The organism is Mesorhizobium sp. M0854, from assembly GCF_040319815.1.
Classification (GTDB): Bacteria; Pseudomonadota; Alphaproteobacteria; order Rhizobiales; family Rhizobiaceae; genus Mesorhizobium.
Genome location: NZ_JAMYOL010000011.1, coordinates 182,352 through 196,107, shown reverse-complemented (window position 1 = coordinate 196,107; position 13,756 = coordinate 182,352). Strand labels below are relative to the sequence as shown.

Sequence of the window (13,756 nt, the reverse complement as noted above, 5' to 3'; positions counted from 1 at the left end):
CTGCCGTCGCTCTACGCCTCATCCTCATCGTCGAGCAGACGGGTGGCGCGCCAGCGGGTGAGCACATTGTTGGTCTGTTCGATGACGAAGAAGCGCGCGGAATCGCGGTCATAGCCTTCGGCCAGCAGCTTTTCGTAGTCGGTGTGGGCGTGGCGAATATGCGCTATCGTCGCCAGCCACACGGCAATGCTCGGCGGCAAGGTCTTCATGTGCACGGCGCCGGCATCGGCACGGATCTTTTCCATGTCGGCATAGGGCGCCAGCGGCAGCAGCGCTGTCAGTGCCTTGGCGATGGCGCGGCGGCGGCCGGTCGGCGCGCTCATCACTCCACCGGCCCTGGCTCGTCCCGCCCGGCGATGGTCGCATCGGCAAAGGCATCGGTCGAGGCGAAATAAGGCTTGATGTCGATGACCGGCGTGCCGTCGAGCACGTCGATGGCATCGAGATCGACGCGGCCGGTGTTGATGTCGACGGCAACCAGCTTTGCGACATGCAGCCCAATTGGGTTCGGCCGGGCAGGGGAGCGCAGCGAAAAGACGCCTTTCGGCTCTGTGGCATGGCGGGGTTTCTGGACAATCAGTTGCCGCGGTGCATGGTGCAGCCAGGACAGGACGATCACATGGCTGGCGCGTTCCAGCCCAAGCAGGCCATCCCGATAGAGCGGATCGATCGTGAGAACCGCCGGCTGTTCCGTCTCCCGCGCGGCCTTCATGTTTTTGGGGCAAGCCTCCCGCGTGATCCAAGGCGAAGCGATGCGGCCGATGAAGACGACATGGCCATCCGGCGGCATCGTTGCCGGGTCGGTTTCCAGGAGCTTTTCGCCGCTGCGCGTCTCGAACATGGTTCTCGCCCCGATCATGCGTCCGTTTTTGCGCGATCCGCCACGCATGCGTCATTTTCTTGTCCGGAAGCGACATAGCGCTTGCAAGCCTATCCAAACCGACATAAACATATGTTTATATCTTTTCAAAGAGAATGCTCGCATGCATGTCGCTCTCGACACGATGGTAGATACATTGAAGGCGGCGGCGGAATCCAGCCGGCTGCGCATATTGGCGCTGCTGTCGCGCGGCGATCTGACCGTTTCAGATCTCACCGAAATCCTCGGCCAGTCGCAGCCGCGCGTCTCGCGCCATTTGAAATTGCTGCTGGAGGCCGGGCTGATCGGCCGCTACCAGGAGGGCTCGTGGGCGTTCTTCCGGCTATCGGATTCCGATGCGTCGCGCGATTTCGTACTTAGGCTGGTCTCCGGCATCCGCGGCGCCGATCCGCAGGTCGAGCGTGATCTCGAACGGCTGGCCGCAGTCAAGCGCAAGCGGCAGGACCGGGCCGCCGAATATTTCTCGGTCAACGCCGCAAGCTGGGACCATATCCGCTCGCTGCATGTGCCGGATCGCGCCGTCGAAGCAGCCCTCATCAAGCTCGTCGGCAAGCGGCCGTTCCAGTCGATGCTCGATCTCGGCACCGGCACCGGACGGCTGCTCGAGATCTTTTCGCCGCTCTATCGGCGCGGTGTCGGCATCGACATGTCGCGCGAGATGCTGACGGTGGCGCGCGCCAATCTCGACAAGGCCGGCGTTTCGAATGCGCAGGTGCGCCAGGGCGACATTTTCGCGCCGCCGGTCGAACGCGACGCCTTCGATCTCGTTACCATCCATCAGGTACTGCATTATCTCGACGATCCCGCCCGCGCCATCCGCGAGGCGGCGCGTCTGTTGCGCCCGGCCGGCCGGCTGGTGATCGTCGATTTCGCGCCGCACGCGCTGGAGTTCTTGCGCGAGGAGCACGCGCATATGCGTCTCGGCTTTTCCGACCGGCAAATTGGCGACTGGTTTTCCGAGGCCGGCCTCGACCTCGAGGACAGCCAGGAATTCGAGCCGCGCGGCGGCAACGAGGCCAAGCTCACCGTCAAACTCTGGCTCGGCCGCGATCGGCGCATGCTGATTGCCGAGCCTTCCAACGACAGACAACCGGCCAATGCGTATCCGATAGGGGAAACCGCCTGATGAACCAGTTCCGCTTCTCCCGCCGCCCCGACATTGGCGACAAGGTCAGGGTTTCGTTCGAGTTCTTTCCGCCGAAAAACGATGAGATGGAAGCAAGGCTGTGGGACACGGTCACCCGGCTTGAGCCGCTCAAGCCGAAATTCGTCTCGGTCACCTATGGCGCCGGTGGTTCGACCCGCGAGCGGACGGCCCGCACCGTCAAGCGCATCCTCAATGAAACGACGCTGACGCCGGCGGCGCACATGACCTGTGTCGATGCGGCGCGTCACGAGGTCGATGCGGTGATCCGGGAGTTCGCCGATATGGGCGTCAAGCGTTTCGTCGCCCTGCGCGGCGATCCGGCCGAGGGCGTCGGCGCGGCCTACCGGCCGCATCCGGAAGGCTATGCCAATGGCGCCGAACTGGTTGATGCGCTGAAGGGCGCCGGCGATTTCGACATATCGGTCTCGGCCTATCCGGAAAAACATCCGGAGAGTCCGGATTTCGCCACCGATTTTGACATGCTGAAGCGCAAGGCCGACAACGGAGCGACGCGGGCGATCACCCAGTTCTTCTTCGACAACGATCTCTATGAGCGCTATGTCGAGCGGGCACGGCGGGCCGGCATCTACATACCCATCGTGCCGGGCATATTGCCGGTGCACAATTTCACCCAAGTCGCCAACTTCTCGGCGCGGTGCGGCGCCTTGGTGCCGGCATGGCTGGCCGAGCGTTTCGATGGGCTGCAGAACGATCCGCAAACGCATGCGCTGGTGGCATCTGCCGTGGCCGCCGAGCAGGTGCTGGACCTTGTCGAGCGCGGCGTCGGCGATTTCCATTTCTACACGATGAACCGGGCCGATCTGGTCTTCGCCATCTGCCACATGATCGGCATCAGGTCGCACGAAGTCGAGGCGGCGGGATCAGCCGCGGCGTAAGGCGGCAGGCGCCTTTTTGAAATGTCAAAGGTCGGGGGAATGCAAAAGGCCGGGCAAAATGCCCGGCCTTTTCAAATGGTTTGGAGTATTCGGTGCTGGTCTTCCCCCGCTCAGCGGCCTTATGGAAGGACGCCCATAATGAGGGCGCCGATGAATGCAAACGCAGCACAAATCATCAATGCGTTGATCGGCCTCGTCAGTCCCATGTCATAGCCTCCTCTTAAAGAGCTATGGCGAGAGTCTAGGGTCATTTGTGCCACAGGCAAGCAGAAACTTTGCTGCAATGCGACGAGATTGTGGAATTGGCGAGCTGCCGTTTGCCGTTAGGCATTGAAACTCTTTGTCAAAAGCCGGCTCGGGACCTGTGAATAATTTGTGGCAAAGCCGTGGCAGCAGCGAGAATGGCAGCGCTACCGCGGCGGAAAATCGGAATCGATTTTCGAACGACTGAAGATTCGACGCATCCTTTGCGCATCCAACCGGATGCTGCACGCTATACCAATGCGGTGGGCAACCAGCAGCGTTGTGAGATAGCCAGGACTTGAATTTTCTGCCAATTGGCAGTATATTGCCTGCCAATTGATGGAGGCCGGAATGAGTGTCGCTTATGCGGTTCGCGATCCTGCAAATCAGGCTTTGCCGGCAAATCTGGCGGATGCCTCGGCACGGGCGCGGCTCACGCCAGCGGCTGTTGCCGGCATCGTCAGGCTCGCAGACATCTGGCATCTGACCAGCACCGAGATCTGTACCTTGATCGGCGAGGTGTCGGAGAGAACCTGGTTCCGCATGAAGAAAGGCGAGTGGGAGGGCGTTCTCTCCCAGGATTCGCTGACACGCATCAGCGCCCTGATCGGCATCTTCAAGGGACTGCGGCTTCTGTTCTCTGAAGCGCTTGCCGATGAATGGGTGCGGTTGCCGAACAAAGGGCCGCTTTATGGTGGCCGGCGCCCCCTGGACGTGATGATCGAGGGCGGCATTCCGAAGCTGCTGCAGGTTCGCCAACACATCGACGCTTTGCGCGGTGGACTTTGAATGCAGATCCCGCCGCGCGCTGACATTTCCCAGCGCGACACGATCCGGCTCATTTCGACAGGCAGGCTCAAGGAACCGGTCCTGATGCCGTTGGCCAGGAATCATGGAGATTTGGAGGACCTTGCGGAGCTCGAAGGGGCCACCAGCGGCCGTCTTCAGGCGCAGCAAGGGGGATTGCCCGACCTCGATCCGCGCGAACTGGTTTTCGGGAGGCCGGGCTACACCTTCATCAATGCGGCTTTCGCTTACACCCGTCCGGGCGGCAATCGTTTCAACGATGATGCCAGGGGCGTCTGGTACTGTGGGTTCGATGCGGAAACCGCACTCGGCGAGGTCTCTTTTCATCTGACGCGCGAGCTTGCCGCAATCGAACGTTTCGAAAACGTCACCGACTACGCGGAGCTCGTTGCCGACTTCATAGGCTCGTTTCACGATCTGCGCGGTGCTGAGTTCAGCAAGGACCCGGTGCTCGATCCGGATACCGCCTTAGCCTATCCTGCCGGTCAGGCGCTGGCGAAGCAACTCCGCAAGCAAGACGCCGCGACCGGTCTTGTGTATCCTTCCGTGAGACATGTCGGCGGGACCTGCCTTGCCGCCTTCCTTCCCGATCTCGTTCAGAATCTCAGGCAAGGCGGTATCTGGCGTCTGGAATGGCAGGGTTCATCTGTTCCCGCGATCACGCCCATATAGCGCACGATCGGGAGCGACAACTTCGCTGCGCCATCTCTAACGCCGCCCGAACAGGCGACCGTCGATGGTGACGAGGCCGAGGGCGATCAGCGCCATGCCGCCGAGTTCGAACAGTTCGAGCCGCTCGCCCAGGAACAGGAAACCGAGCAGGATGGCACTGGCCGGCACGATCAGCGTGACCAGCGAGGCGTTGGTGGCGCCGGCCGAGGCGACGAGATTGAAGTAGAGGATGTAGGCGAAGGCCGTCGACAGCAGCGCCAGTGCCAGCACCGCCGCCCAGACCGGCGGCGAGGCCGAAAACAGATTGGCGGCATCATAGGTGAACAGAACGACCGGGATCATAATGATGGTCGAGCAGGTCAATTGGCCGGTGGCAATGACCGGTGACGGCACACCCTTGAAGCGGCGGGCGATCATCAGCGCAACCGCATAGGATAGCGATGCTCCGATGAGCGCGAATTTCGCCCAGACCGGACCGCCGAGCCCGGCGACGAGGCCGGGGCCTATCATCACCGCCGTTCCCGCGATACCGAGGGCGATGCCGGCAAGCTTGTTCCACGACAGCTTCTCGTCGCTGGTCAGGGCGTTGGCGAGGATCAGCGTCCAGAACGGCGTCGTCGAATTGAGCACCGAGGCGACACCGGCGCCAAGCTCGGTCTGGCCGGCAAAGATCAGCGAGAAAGGGATGACGTTGTTGGCGAGCGCCAGCAGGAAGAACAGGCCGGCATGCGGCAAGGCGAGGCGAAACGACGGGCCACGGACCGCAAGATAGAGCTGCAACGCGATCGCAGCTATGGTGACGCGGAACAGCACCAGCACCAGCGGCGGAAGTTCCGCTACCGCAATACGGGCAAAGAAGAACGAGCCGCCCCAGATGGCGCCGAGCAGCAGAAGCTGCGCCCAGTCCTTGAGCACCATCGGACCGCGCATCGTGGTGGTGGCAGCTATCGCCATTGGTCGTCCTCCCAGACGAGATGCCTTGCTCTTCAGGCGTCTGTTCACGCCATACCCGATCCGGCCGCAAGGGCCACCCGAAACCTGAGCGATGGCCTAGCTCGCTCATAACCGGCGTGCAGCACCGGCGTAGCGCCGCGAAGCCAGGGCGGCGAGACATAGAATTGTTTTCATTAGCCGCTAGCTTGGATTAATTGTGCGCAGCCTCAGTCAAGGGATTCGTCCATGCAGCGATTCGAAAATGCCCGCGAGGCAGCGCTGGCGCTTCGCCCGGACGATCCGATCTATTGCTTCCGCCCGCAGGTGCTGAAGGCGGACGCCAAACAGTTCATGGGCATGTTTCCCGGCAAGACCGCCTATGCGGTCAAGACCAATGGCGAGCAGATCGTGCTCAACGCCCTGGTCGAGGCCGGCGTCAGTGCCTTCGATGTGGCCTCGCCCGGCGAATTCGCCGCCGTGCGCGCCGTCTCGCCCGACGCCGAGATGCTCTACATGCACCCGGTCAAGGCGCAGTCGGACATCAGGCTGGCGCTGGAAAAATACGCCATCCGCGTCATTTCGCTCGACCATGAGGACGAGGTCACCAAGCTGACCAGGGTGGTGCGGGCGCTCGACATCGATCCGGGCGCGATTACCGTGTTCGTGCGCATCCAGACGAAAGGCTCGGCAGCCTACGAACTGTCGAAGAAGTTCGGTGCCGGACCGGCCAATGCGGTCGAACTCGCCGAACGGCTGAACCGGACGGGCTACAAGGTCGGGCTGTGCTTTCATGTCGGCAGCCAGATCGAGGATCCCGACACCTATGAGCGGGCGCTGGCCTCCGCCGACTGGGTGCGCAACCGCGTCGGCTTCGACATTGCCGGGCTCGATGTCGGCGGCGGCTTTCCCGCCGAATACGGTCACGATCCGAACAGCCGCAAGCCGGAAATGCCGTCGCTCGGCCAGATCATGTCGCGGCTGTCGGGCGACCTCCAGGAGTACCAGTTCGACCAGTTGCCGCTGGTGGCTGAGCCCGGCCGGGTGATCGTGGCGCGCTGCCTGTCGCTGATCGTGCGCGTGCTGCTGCGCAAGGGCAAAAGGCTCTACATCAATGACGGCATCTGGGCATCGCTGTCGGATTCATGGACCGGCAAGATCACGCTGCCGGCACGCTTCATCCCCGATCCGGCGATCCGCTCGCGCAATGGCGAGGACAAGACCATCGTGCCGTTCAAGGTCTGTGGCGCGACCTGCGATTCCGTCGACATATTGTCGCGGCCGTTCTGGCTGCCCGAGACAGTCGATACCGGCGACTGGATCGAGATCGGCCATATCGGCGCCTATTCGCTGTCGCTCAGAACACGGTTCAACGGCTTCTATCCCGACACATTCGTCGAGGTGGCGACGCCGTTCGACGAAGGCGATGCGCCGCAGGGGTTCGCCAGCCTGGAGACGATGGCGGATTAGTGGATGGTGGAATAGTGAATAGTGAATAGTGAATAGTGAATAGTGAATAGTGAATGGTGGTAGCTCTGGTGCTCAATGCGGCTCCGGTGCTATTCTTTTCACCATTCACCATTCACCATTCACCTCCTTCACAGCCTGGCCAGCAGCTCCGGCGTCGGCCAGCCGTCGACCGGCAGGCCCAGCCGCTTCTGCTCCTTGCGGATCGCTTCGCGGGTGTTGGTGCCCAGGATGCCGTCGACGGTGCCGACGTCATAGCCTTTCGCCTCGAGCTTGGTCTGTAGCGCCTTCATCTGGTCGGCGTCGAGGCCGGGTTCGGGGTTGCGCGGATCGAATCGCGGCGCGCCCCCCAGTCGGGCGGCAAGATTTGCCGCGGTCAGGGCATAGGTGAAGGACTGGTTCCACTCGAGATAGACGTCGAAATTGTCGTAGGTCAGGAAGGCTGGCCCCTTGCGACCCATGGGCAGCGCCAGGCCGGCCTTCAGGCCGTTGTCGAGAAGCGGCGTACCGTCGGGCCTTGTAACGCCCCACTGGCTCCATTGCGTCAACGGCAGCTTGTTGGTGCGTCCCGTCTGCTCCCACGGCAAATCGTCAGGCACACGGACTTCCTCGATCCAGGGCTGGTCGCGCTTCCAGCCGCGCGACTGGATCTTGCTGGCCGTGCTCATGATCACGTCCGGCGCGCTGCCGCGCAGGTCGACCAGGCCGTCGCCGTCGCCGTCGACGCCGTGGCCGAGATAGTCGGAAGGCAACATCTGCGTCTGGCCGATCTCGCCGGCCCAGGCACCGGTGACGTCGGCCGGCACCACGCCGCGATCGATCAACATCAGCAGCGGCACGATCTGCGGCCGGAACAGCTGCGGACGGCGGCAGTCATGCGAGAGGCTCACCAGCGCGTTCAGCGTATGAAAATCGCCCTGCACGGCGCCAAAATCGGTCTCCAGGGCCCAGAAGGCGGCGATGACCGGCGCCTGCACGCCGTATTCGCGATCGGCGCGGACAAAGACCTCGGCATATTTTTGCAGATTGGCCGCACCTTGCTTCAGCCGATGGGACGAGATCATGCGGTTCGAGAATTCGATGAAGGTCTGGGTGAAGACGCCCTGGGCGCGGTCGCGTGCCAACGCCTTCTCATCGAGGGTGGCGTTTTCCAGCGCATCAAGGCCGGCAGCGCCGACGCCGGCCGCCCTGGCCTCCGCCGCCACGCCGTGCTTCCATGACTCGAAATCCCCGCCGCATTGCTGTGCCGCGGCCGGCACGGCGGTCAGGAGCAGCGCCGCGAGAAGTCCAAAGCGCAATCGCATCGCTATCCTTCCAAGAAGATTACCGGCGGTTGCAGGCATTCGTCGTTGGCTGTGTCGAAAAGCAGGCGGCAGGCCTGGTGTCAACGGGTGTTCTGCCGCAACCACTTCTTCCACGCGGCTTCGGAGCCGTTGAAGACGCTGATGTCGGCGTTTCCGGCCATGCCCGGCACGACACCCGTTCCGGTATACTGCCAGAAGGTGAAGGGATGGCTGCCGTATTTCTGGCGCGGGTGCCCGGCGACGGAGCGCAGCCAGTAGGGGTAATTGCGGAAGCCCGATAAACCGTTATCTTCGAAGAAATCGACAGACGTGTAGATGATTGGCTTCTTGCCGTAGTATTTTTCGACGATTTCGAGGAACGTGCTCATCTCGCTGCGTACCGTGGCGGGATCGGGCCGCAGCTTGCAGGTCGGCGATTTCGGGTTCCATTCCATGTCGAGAACCGGCGGCATCGCCGAGCTGTCTTTGGGCACGTTCTGGATGAACCAGCGCGCCTGGGTAGCGGCCGGCGTGCAAAAGTAGAAAAAATGATAGGCGGCACGGGGGATGCCCGACGCCCTGGTGCGGCTCCAATGCTCGTTGAAAGCTTCATCGAAACGGTCTCCGCCTTCGGTTGCCTTGATAAAGGCGAAGGAAATGCCGCTGGCCCTGGCCGCCGGCCAGTCGATCGATGTCTGGTATTTGGAGACGTCGGTGCCGTGGACGGCATAGCTCCACGGTGCGCCGCTGTCCCATTCATGCGGGTCGGAATCGGCAAAACGCGGCGCGCGTACCGCAACCATCGAGGCGCTGGACGACGACAGCGATGGCGTCAGATCCTCGACCGTCGAGCAGGCACCAAGCAGCGTCAGCGTGATGAGAACCGCGAAACGGCGCATCGCTACTTCCCGAGCCGGTTTCAGCCGGCCGCTGATGGGTCTTTCCGCGGGTGCCCCTCGACCGGGCGCAGCGTGTCTGAAACCGACTTACGCGACGCGCCTGGATCTTCGTTTCATGCATTCCCAAACCGTTACGCAGTTTTGGGACGCATGCATTCAAGCCCCGCCGGACGGTCACCCCACAGGATCGCCCGGTCTATCCTAAGCGCGTCGCCTCGACGCGCTTGGCTCTTTTGTCTATGCATGTCGTTGTCCCAAAACCGCTGCGCACTTCTGGGCGACATGCACCTGTGATCGCCGATCATGGTTGATATTCGGTTGACGGCGCTCGACAAGAGCCGCGATTTTGCCGAAACAATGGCGGCAAATCGATGACATAGATCGCGCTCAGGGGAATTCGAAAAAATGCAGATCCTCCTGAAGTTCGTCAAATGGCTGCTCGGCCTGGCTGTGCTGGCCGCCGCGATACTCGCCGGCTGGCTGTATTTCGCGCCGCCGGAACTGATCCGCGTCGGTTCCGGCTATGCCGCCAAGATCGTCTGTTCGAACGTCTTCATCGCCGGGCGAGACGCCAACGACGTGCTCGCCGTCGATGTGCAGGCGCCGGGTCATCCGCTGCTGAAGCTGATGAGAGTGTCGGTCGACAAGGAGAAGGGAACGGTTTCGGCCGGCCTGTTCGGCGCGCTCGGCAAAAGTGTCGCGGTCGCCCGCGAGGGGCTCGGCTGCGCCTCGGTTCCCGACGGCGATATTGCCGCCGCCAAGGCTGTCGCCGGAGCTGCACCGACGCCGGCGCCGCTGCCCGATCTGATCTGGCCGGAGGGCGACAAGGCCGGTGCCTCGCAGGATCCCGAGGTCGCGAAAGTCCTCGACGATCCAGCCATGACCGGCGCCGGCATGCGGGCGGTCGTGGTGGTCAAGAACGGCCGCATCGTCGCTGAGCGTTATGGCGACGGCTTTTCCGAAAAGACGCCGCTATTGGGCTGGTCAATGACCAAGACCGTAAATGCGGCGATCGTCGGCACGCTGGTGAAGGAGGGCAAGCTGGCGATGACCAACCAGGGTCTGTTCGGTCCCTGGAAGGGAGATGGCCGCGCCGTGATCAGCCTCGCCGACATGATGGCGATGTCGAGCGGGCTGGAATTCAACGAGGATTATGGCGACGTCGCCGACGTAACGCGCATGCTCTATCTCGAACCGGACATGGCGGGCTTTGCCGGATCCAAGCCGCTGACCGGCGAGATCGGCAAGGTGTTTTCCTATTCGAGCGGCACGGCGGTGATGCTGTCCAGGCTGTGGCAGGACGCAATCGGCGACAAGGACAAGGCACTGGCGTGGCCGAGGACCGCGCTGTTCTATCCGCTCGGCATGCAGAGTGCAGTGCTGGAGGCCGACGAGCACGGCACCTTCGTCGGCTCGTCCTACCTCTACGCCACGGCACGCGACTGGGCGCGCTTCGGCCAGTTCCTGCTGCAGGGCGGCGTCTGGAACGGCAAGGAGATGCTGCCCGCCGGCTTCGTCGACTGGATGCGGGAACCGGCAACTGCCTCGAAAGTCTACGGCAAGGGGCAATTATGGATAGAAGGACCGGGCGACGAAGAAAACCCCGGCGCCGGCACTACCGCCGGCCCGCCCAAGGACACCTATTGGATGGAGGGGCATGATGGGCAAACGGTTGCCATCATCCCCTCGGAGCAGCTGGTTGTGGTGCGGCTCGGGCTGACGCCGGCCAGGCTCGGCTACCGGCCGCAGGCGATGGTAGCGGGGCTGGTCAAGGCGCTACACTGAGGAATGCGGCGGTCGCAGTCTTGTCTATGCGGCTGTCGCCAAAGGTTTGGCGCGATCAACACGCGCCCGCTCGTCGGGTGAATTCATAACCGTCCAAAGATCGTTACGGCGCTGGACGTTCAACCAGAAATCCGGGCTGTTGCCAAACACCCGCGCCAGAATGAGCGCGGTAGCCGCCGTCACGTTGCGGCGGCCGTTGCACAATTCGTTCACATGCTTGCGCTGGACGCTCATAGCTTCGGCCAAAGCCGCCTGTGTCAGGCCGAGTGGTTGCATGAATTCTTCCGTAAGAATTTCGCCAACCGTTGCTGGCTTGCGTGCGGTCATCAACATGTCTCACCTCACTTATATATATATATAGCTGTGGTCGTCGAGATAGATGTCCGACGCCTCGCCCCGGCCCCCGTCCCAGCGGAAGACCAGCCGCCATTGTTTGTTGACACGGATCGAATGGAAGCCTTCGAGATTGCCGCGCAACTTCTCGAAATGGTTGCTGGGCGGCACACGCAAATCCTGATCGATCGCCGCGTCGTCAATCATCTGGAGCTTGCGGAACAAGCGGCTTTCGAGATCGGACGGAATATTGCGGGAGTGGGTGTCGTCCACGAAGAAAGCCCGCAGCCATCCATCTCTAAAGCCGATGATCATCCCATGCTTCCGGCGAGGAGATAATGTACCACTCCTTGGGTCATATGGCAATGTGTGATTTAGCCAATTAACTGATTTCAGCCACGGCCCCCATTTAGTAGGATTGGAGCCCCAAAACCTTCCACGGCCAAATTGATATTAGATGGCGATCTTGATTACGGCGAGCCAGCTGTAGCCGCGATAAAGTGTTCTGAATCGAAGGCTTGCGCCGGTTCTTGCAGATTCCGAATCCAGAACCGCGCGCAACGATTCACGCGGCTCGACGTGGAATTTTTTCAGCCAGCCGCGCAACAGCGTGCGGAACCAGCCGGGCAGGGCCTCCTGCTGGCCGAAATCGACGACGTGCAGCGAGCCGCCCGGTGACAGGGCAGCAAGAGCCGCGAACACTGTCTTCTCCCAGCCGGGAATCATCGACAGCGAATACGAGACAAAAATGCGGTCGAAACTTTTGACGCCGAACAGCGCTTTCGCGTCGAAATTCGTGGCATCGCCGCGCGCCAGCGTGATGCGGCCGGAGAGGCCTGCGCGCGCGAGGGCGGCAGTGGCCGTCTCCAGCATCTCGGCCGAAATATCGAGGCCGAAGAAGCGCGCGCCGGGATAGCGGCGGGCGGCGAGGATGATGTTGCGGCCGGTGCCGCAGCCGAGCTCGAGCACGGTGCCGCCGGCCGGCACATCCAGTCCGGCGATAAGCCGGTCGCGGCCGAGCAGATAGTATTTGCGGGTCAGGTCGTAGATATGACGCTGCCAGCGGTAGACGCCGTCCATCAGCTCGGCATGGCTGGCCGGCAAGTCGGTCGTGCTCATACGGACCGCTTCACATAGAGATGGAAGCCGCCATAGATGGCCGAGCGGTCGCGCGCCGAAAACTCGCGCGAGGCGTCGTTCTCGTAGCGCCATTGGTCGAGCAGCGAATTCGAGACGCGGCCGGGCAGCAGGCTGGGTTCAGCGGCGGTGCGGAAGATGACGCGGGCGCCGGTGGAGGCGGTTCGGGTGATCTCGGCCCACAACCCGTTGAGCTGGTGGTCGGTCATCCAGTCCTGTGCATCGAGCAGCACGAAGCGATCCACCGAGCCGGCATCCTTGCGGGCGAGGAACTCGATCAGATTGGCGTGGTGGATGGCAACGCGATCGAGATTGTTGCGGATCGTCTTGTAGTTGCGCTTTTCGAGATAGGCGGGCAGGGCGGCCTCGCCCGGATTAGGGTAGCGGCGGGCGAAAGCCTGCCAGGCGAAATAATTGGTCTTCAGCGGAAAGTCGCAGGCGAGCTTTTCCAGTCGTGCCTTCAGCACGCTGGCCATGGTGCCGTCACCGGAGGTGATCAGCGAATCGTACTGGGCCGGCGGAATGCCGAGGCCGAACAGCGAAGCCTTTCGCGAGGTCGCCCATTTCAGCAGCGGTTTTTCGAAGACCGGCGCCAGCTCTTCGTCGAAGAAGCGGCGCTGATCGGCGATGCTCTTGGCGTCCATGATGCCGGCCGGGTCCACGCCAAAAAATTTTGCGGTGCGATGGCCCATGGCGATGAACAGGCCAAGCAGGCCGGTCTGGTAGAAATTGCGGTCGAAGACAGCGATGCGGCGACGGCCGCGCCAGTTGCGGCGCTCCCAATAATGGCGGCTGACCGGGTCGAGATGCGGTGCGATGAAGCGATCGTAGGCCTGTGAATTGTGCCCGGTCTCAGCCGCGCCGAAGAAACGGAACAGGTCGCCCTGGGACGGCAGGTGACGGACGGCTTCGAGCTTCATCCGGTTCAGCGCGATATGGGCAGCGTTGAGGTCGACGGCATCGATCCTTTCCGGCGAGCGGGTGAGATAGGCAAGGATGTTACAGCCGCCGGAGGCAATGGTGACGATGCGGTGGCCCGTCCCGAGCTGCATCGCGTCCATGTCGATTTCGGGGTCTTCCCAGATCTGCGGATAGACGAGGCCGGAGAACAGGAAGGCGAACAGGCGCTCGGAGATGCCGGCTTTCGACAGCGGGCGGTTCTGGTAGACGGCCTTGCCGACTTCCTTGCCGCGGCGAAAAACCAGTTCTCCAGAAATGTCCGTCATGGCAAGGCGATTCCCCGTTTGCTTTGCCGCAAGCGGGTAGCGCAGGGTGAT

Annotated in this window: 15 protein-coding genes; 6 read left to right on the top strand and 9 right to left on the bottom strand. The window is 62.4% G+C overall.

Translation table 11 applies throughout. The annotated features are described in order from the left end of the window. Positions 1-11 precede the first annotated feature (11 nt). Both NKH99_RS19155 and tsaA read right to left on the bottom strand, forming a co-directional pair. Positions 12-323 (bottom strand): DUF2293 domain-containing protein, encoded by a 312-nt coding sequence (locus NKH99_RS19155; protein WP_352456194.1) that lies wholly within the window; start codon positions 321-323, stop codon positions 12-14. Continuing rightward, positions 323-859 carry a tRNA (N6-threonylcarbamoyladenosine(37)-N6)-methyltransferase TrmO gene (gene tsaA / locus NKH99_RS19150; protein ID WP_353015009.1) on the bottom strand — a complete coding sequence of 179 codons (537 nt, stop codon included), beginning with the start codon at positions 857-859 and terminating at the stop codon, positions 323-325. The genes NKH99_RS19155 and tsaA overlap by 1 nt, the downstream gene beginning before the upstream one ends. Before the next feature lie 124 nt (positions 860-983). On the opposite strand from tsaA, the gene NKH99_RS19145 reads away from it, so the two are divergent. From NKH99_RS19145 to NKH99_RS19130, 4 genes are all read left to right on the top strand, one after another. Next, positions 984-2,006: an ArsR/SmtB family transcription factor gene (locus NKH99_RS19145; protein WP_023676796.1), complete on the top strand. Its 1,023-nt coding sequence runs from the start codon at positions 984-986 to the stop codon at positions 2,004-2,006. Beyond that, a complete protein-coding gene (gene metF, locus NKH99_RS19140) occupies positions 2,006-2,923 on the top strand; it encodes a methylenetetrahydrofolate reductase [NAD(P)H] (protein WP_023676795.1) in 918 nt (305 codons plus the stop codon). The genes NKH99_RS19145 and metF overlap by 1 nt, the downstream gene beginning before the upstream one ends. Positions 2,924-3,517: 594 nt before the next feature. Next, positions 3,518-3,955 (top strand): antitoxin Xre/MbcA/ParS toxin-binding domain-containing protein, encoded by a 438-nt coding sequence (locus NKH99_RS19135; RefSeq protein ID WP_353015007.1) that lies wholly within the window; start codon positions 3,518-3,520, stop codon positions 3,953-3,955. Beyond that, positions 3,956-4,645, top strand: a complete 690-nt coding sequence (locus NKH99_RS19130) for an RES family NAD+ phosphorylase (protein WP_352471536.1) — start codon at positions 3,956-3,958, stop codon at positions 4,643-4,645. It abuts the gene before it with no gap. Between the two features lie 36 nt (positions 4,646-4,681). On the opposite strand, the gene NKH99_RS19125 is transcribed toward NKH99_RS19130, so the two are convergent. Next, entirely contained in the window at positions 4,682-5,599 is a 918-nt protein-coding gene (locus NKH99_RS19125; RefSeq protein WP_352501075.1) for a DMT family transporter, read from the bottom strand. 225 nt (positions 5,600-5,824) lie between these two features. Here NKH99_RS19125 and NKH99_RS19120 point away from each other — a divergent pair, with 225 nt between their 5' ends. Next, positions 5,825-7,045 carry an alanine racemase gene (locus tag NKH99_RS19120; protein WP_353015005.1) on the top strand — a complete coding sequence of 407 codons (1,221 nt, stop codon included), beginning with the start codon at positions 5,825-5,827 and terminating at the stop codon, positions 7,043-7,045. 128 nt (positions 7,046-7,173) lie between these two features. On the opposite strand, the gene NKH99_RS19115 is transcribed toward NKH99_RS19120, so the two are convergent. After that, positions 7,174-8,346 carry a lytic murein transglycosylase gene (locus NKH99_RS19115; protein ID WP_352471540.1) on the bottom strand — a complete coding sequence of 391 codons (1,173 nt, stop codon included), beginning with the start codon at positions 8,344-8,346 and terminating at the stop codon, positions 7,174-7,176. A gap of 80 nt (positions 8,347-8,426) precedes the next feature. After that, positions 8,427-9,224: a glycoside hydrolase family 25 protein gene (locus NKH99_RS19110; protein WP_502898549.1), complete on the bottom strand. Its 798-nt coding sequence runs from the start codon at positions 9,222-9,224 to the stop codon at positions 8,427-8,429. Between the two features lie 405 nt (positions 9,225-9,629). Between NKH99_RS19110 and NKH99_RS19105 the strand changes: the two genes are divergently transcribed. Next, positions 9,630-11,009 carry a serine hydrolase domain-containing protein gene (locus tag NKH99_RS19105; RefSeq protein ID WP_353015003.1) on the top strand — a complete coding sequence of 460 codons (1,380 nt, stop codon included), beginning with the start codon at positions 9,630-9,632 and terminating at the stop codon, positions 11,007-11,009. A gap of 24 nt (positions 11,010-11,033) precedes the next feature. Here NKH99_RS19105 and NKH99_RS19100 read toward each other — a convergent pair whose 3' ends face one another. The 4 genes from NKH99_RS19100 to NKH99_RS19085 form a co-directional block, all read right to left on the bottom strand. Continuing rightward, the gene (locus NKH99_RS19100) at positions 11,034-11,342 is read right to left on the bottom strand and encodes a HigA family addiction module antitoxin (RefSeq protein WP_352453138.1); all 309 of its coding nucleotides are present in this window, start codon (positions 11,340-11,342) and stop codon (positions 11,034-11,036) included. Between the two features lie 12 nt (positions 11,343-11,354). Beyond that, positions 11,355-11,657, bottom strand: a complete 303-nt coding sequence (locus NKH99_RS19095; protein WP_353015001.1) for a type II toxin-antitoxin system RelE/ParE family toxin — start codon at positions 11,655-11,657, stop codon at positions 11,355-11,357. A gap of 138 nt (positions 11,658-11,795) precedes the next feature. Continuing rightward, positions 11,796-12,461: a class I SAM-dependent methyltransferase gene (locus NKH99_RS19090; protein WP_352978138.1), complete on the bottom strand. Its 666-nt coding sequence runs from the start codon at positions 12,459-12,461 to the stop codon at positions 11,796-11,798. Next, complete coding sequence (locus NKH99_RS19085) at positions 12,458-13,705, bottom strand: BtaA family protein (RefSeq protein WP_353014998.1); 1,248 nt, start codon at positions 13,703-13,705, stop codon at positions 12,458-12,460. Before NKH99_RS19085 ends, NKH99_RS19090 begins: the two co-directional genes overlap by 4 nt. Between the last annotated feature and the right edge of the window lie 51 nt (positions 13,706-13,756).

Bases quoted from the DNA above. Each gene is read 5' to 3' on its own strand.
- NKH99_RS19090 (WP_352978138.1), bottom strand. From the start codon at position 12,461: ATGAGCACGACCGACTTGCCGGCCAGCCATGCCGAGCTGATGGACGGC.
- NKH99_RS19135 (WP_353015007.1), top strand. From the start codon at position 3,518: ATGAGTGTCGCTTATGCGGTTCGCGATCCTGCAAATCAGGCTTTGCCG.
- NKH99_RS19100 (WP_352453138.1), bottom strand. From the start codon at position 11,342: ATGTTGATGACCGCACGCAAGCCAGCAACGGTTGGCGAAATTCTTACG.
- NKH99_RS19125 (WP_352501075.1), bottom strand. From the start codon at position 5,599: ATGGCGATAGCTGCCACCACCACGATGCGCGGTCCGATGGTGCTCAAG.
- NKH99_RS19120 (WP_353015005.1), top strand. From the start codon at position 5,825: ATGCAGCGATTCGAAAATGCCCGCGAGGCAGCGCTGGCGCTTCGCCCG.
- metF (WP_023676795.1), top strand. From the start codon at position 2,006: ATGAACCAGTTCCGCTTCTCCCGCCGCCCCGACATTGGCGACAAGGTC.
- NKH99_RS19155 (WP_352456194.1), bottom strand. From the start codon at position 323: ATGAGCGCGCCGACCGGCCGCCGCCGCGCCATCGCCAAGGCACTGACA.
- NKH99_RS19085 (WP_353014998.1), bottom strand. From the start codon at position 13,705: ATGACGGACATTTCTGGAGAACTGGTTTTTCGCCGCGGCAAGGAAGTC.
- NKH99_RS19115 (WP_352471540.1), bottom strand. From the start codon at position 8,346: ATGCGATTGCGCTTTGGACTTCTCGCGGCGCTGCTCCTGACCGCCGTG.
- tsaA (WP_353015009.1), bottom strand. From the start codon at position 859: ATGATCGGGGCGAGAACCATGTTCGAGACGCGCAGCGGCGAAAAGCTC.
- NKH99_RS19145 (WP_023676796.1), top strand. From the start codon at position 984: ATGCATGTCGCTCTCGACACGATGGTAGATACATTGAAGGCGGCGGCG.
- NKH99_RS19130 (WP_352471536.1), top strand. From the start codon at position 3,956: ATGCAGATCCCGCCGCGCGCTGACATTTCCCAGCGCGACACGATCCGG.
- NKH99_RS19110 (WP_502898549.1), bottom strand. From the start codon at position 9,224: ATGCGCCGTTTCGCGGTTCTCATCACGCTGACGCTGCTTGGTGCCTGC.
- NKH99_RS19095 (WP_353015001.1), bottom strand. From the start codon at position 11,657: ATGATCATCGGCTTTAGAGATGGATGGCTGCGGGCTTTCTTCGTGGAC.
- NKH99_RS19105 (WP_353015003.1), top strand. From the start codon at position 9,630: ATGCAGATCCTCCTGAAGTTCGTCAAATGGCTGCTCGGCCTGGCTGTG.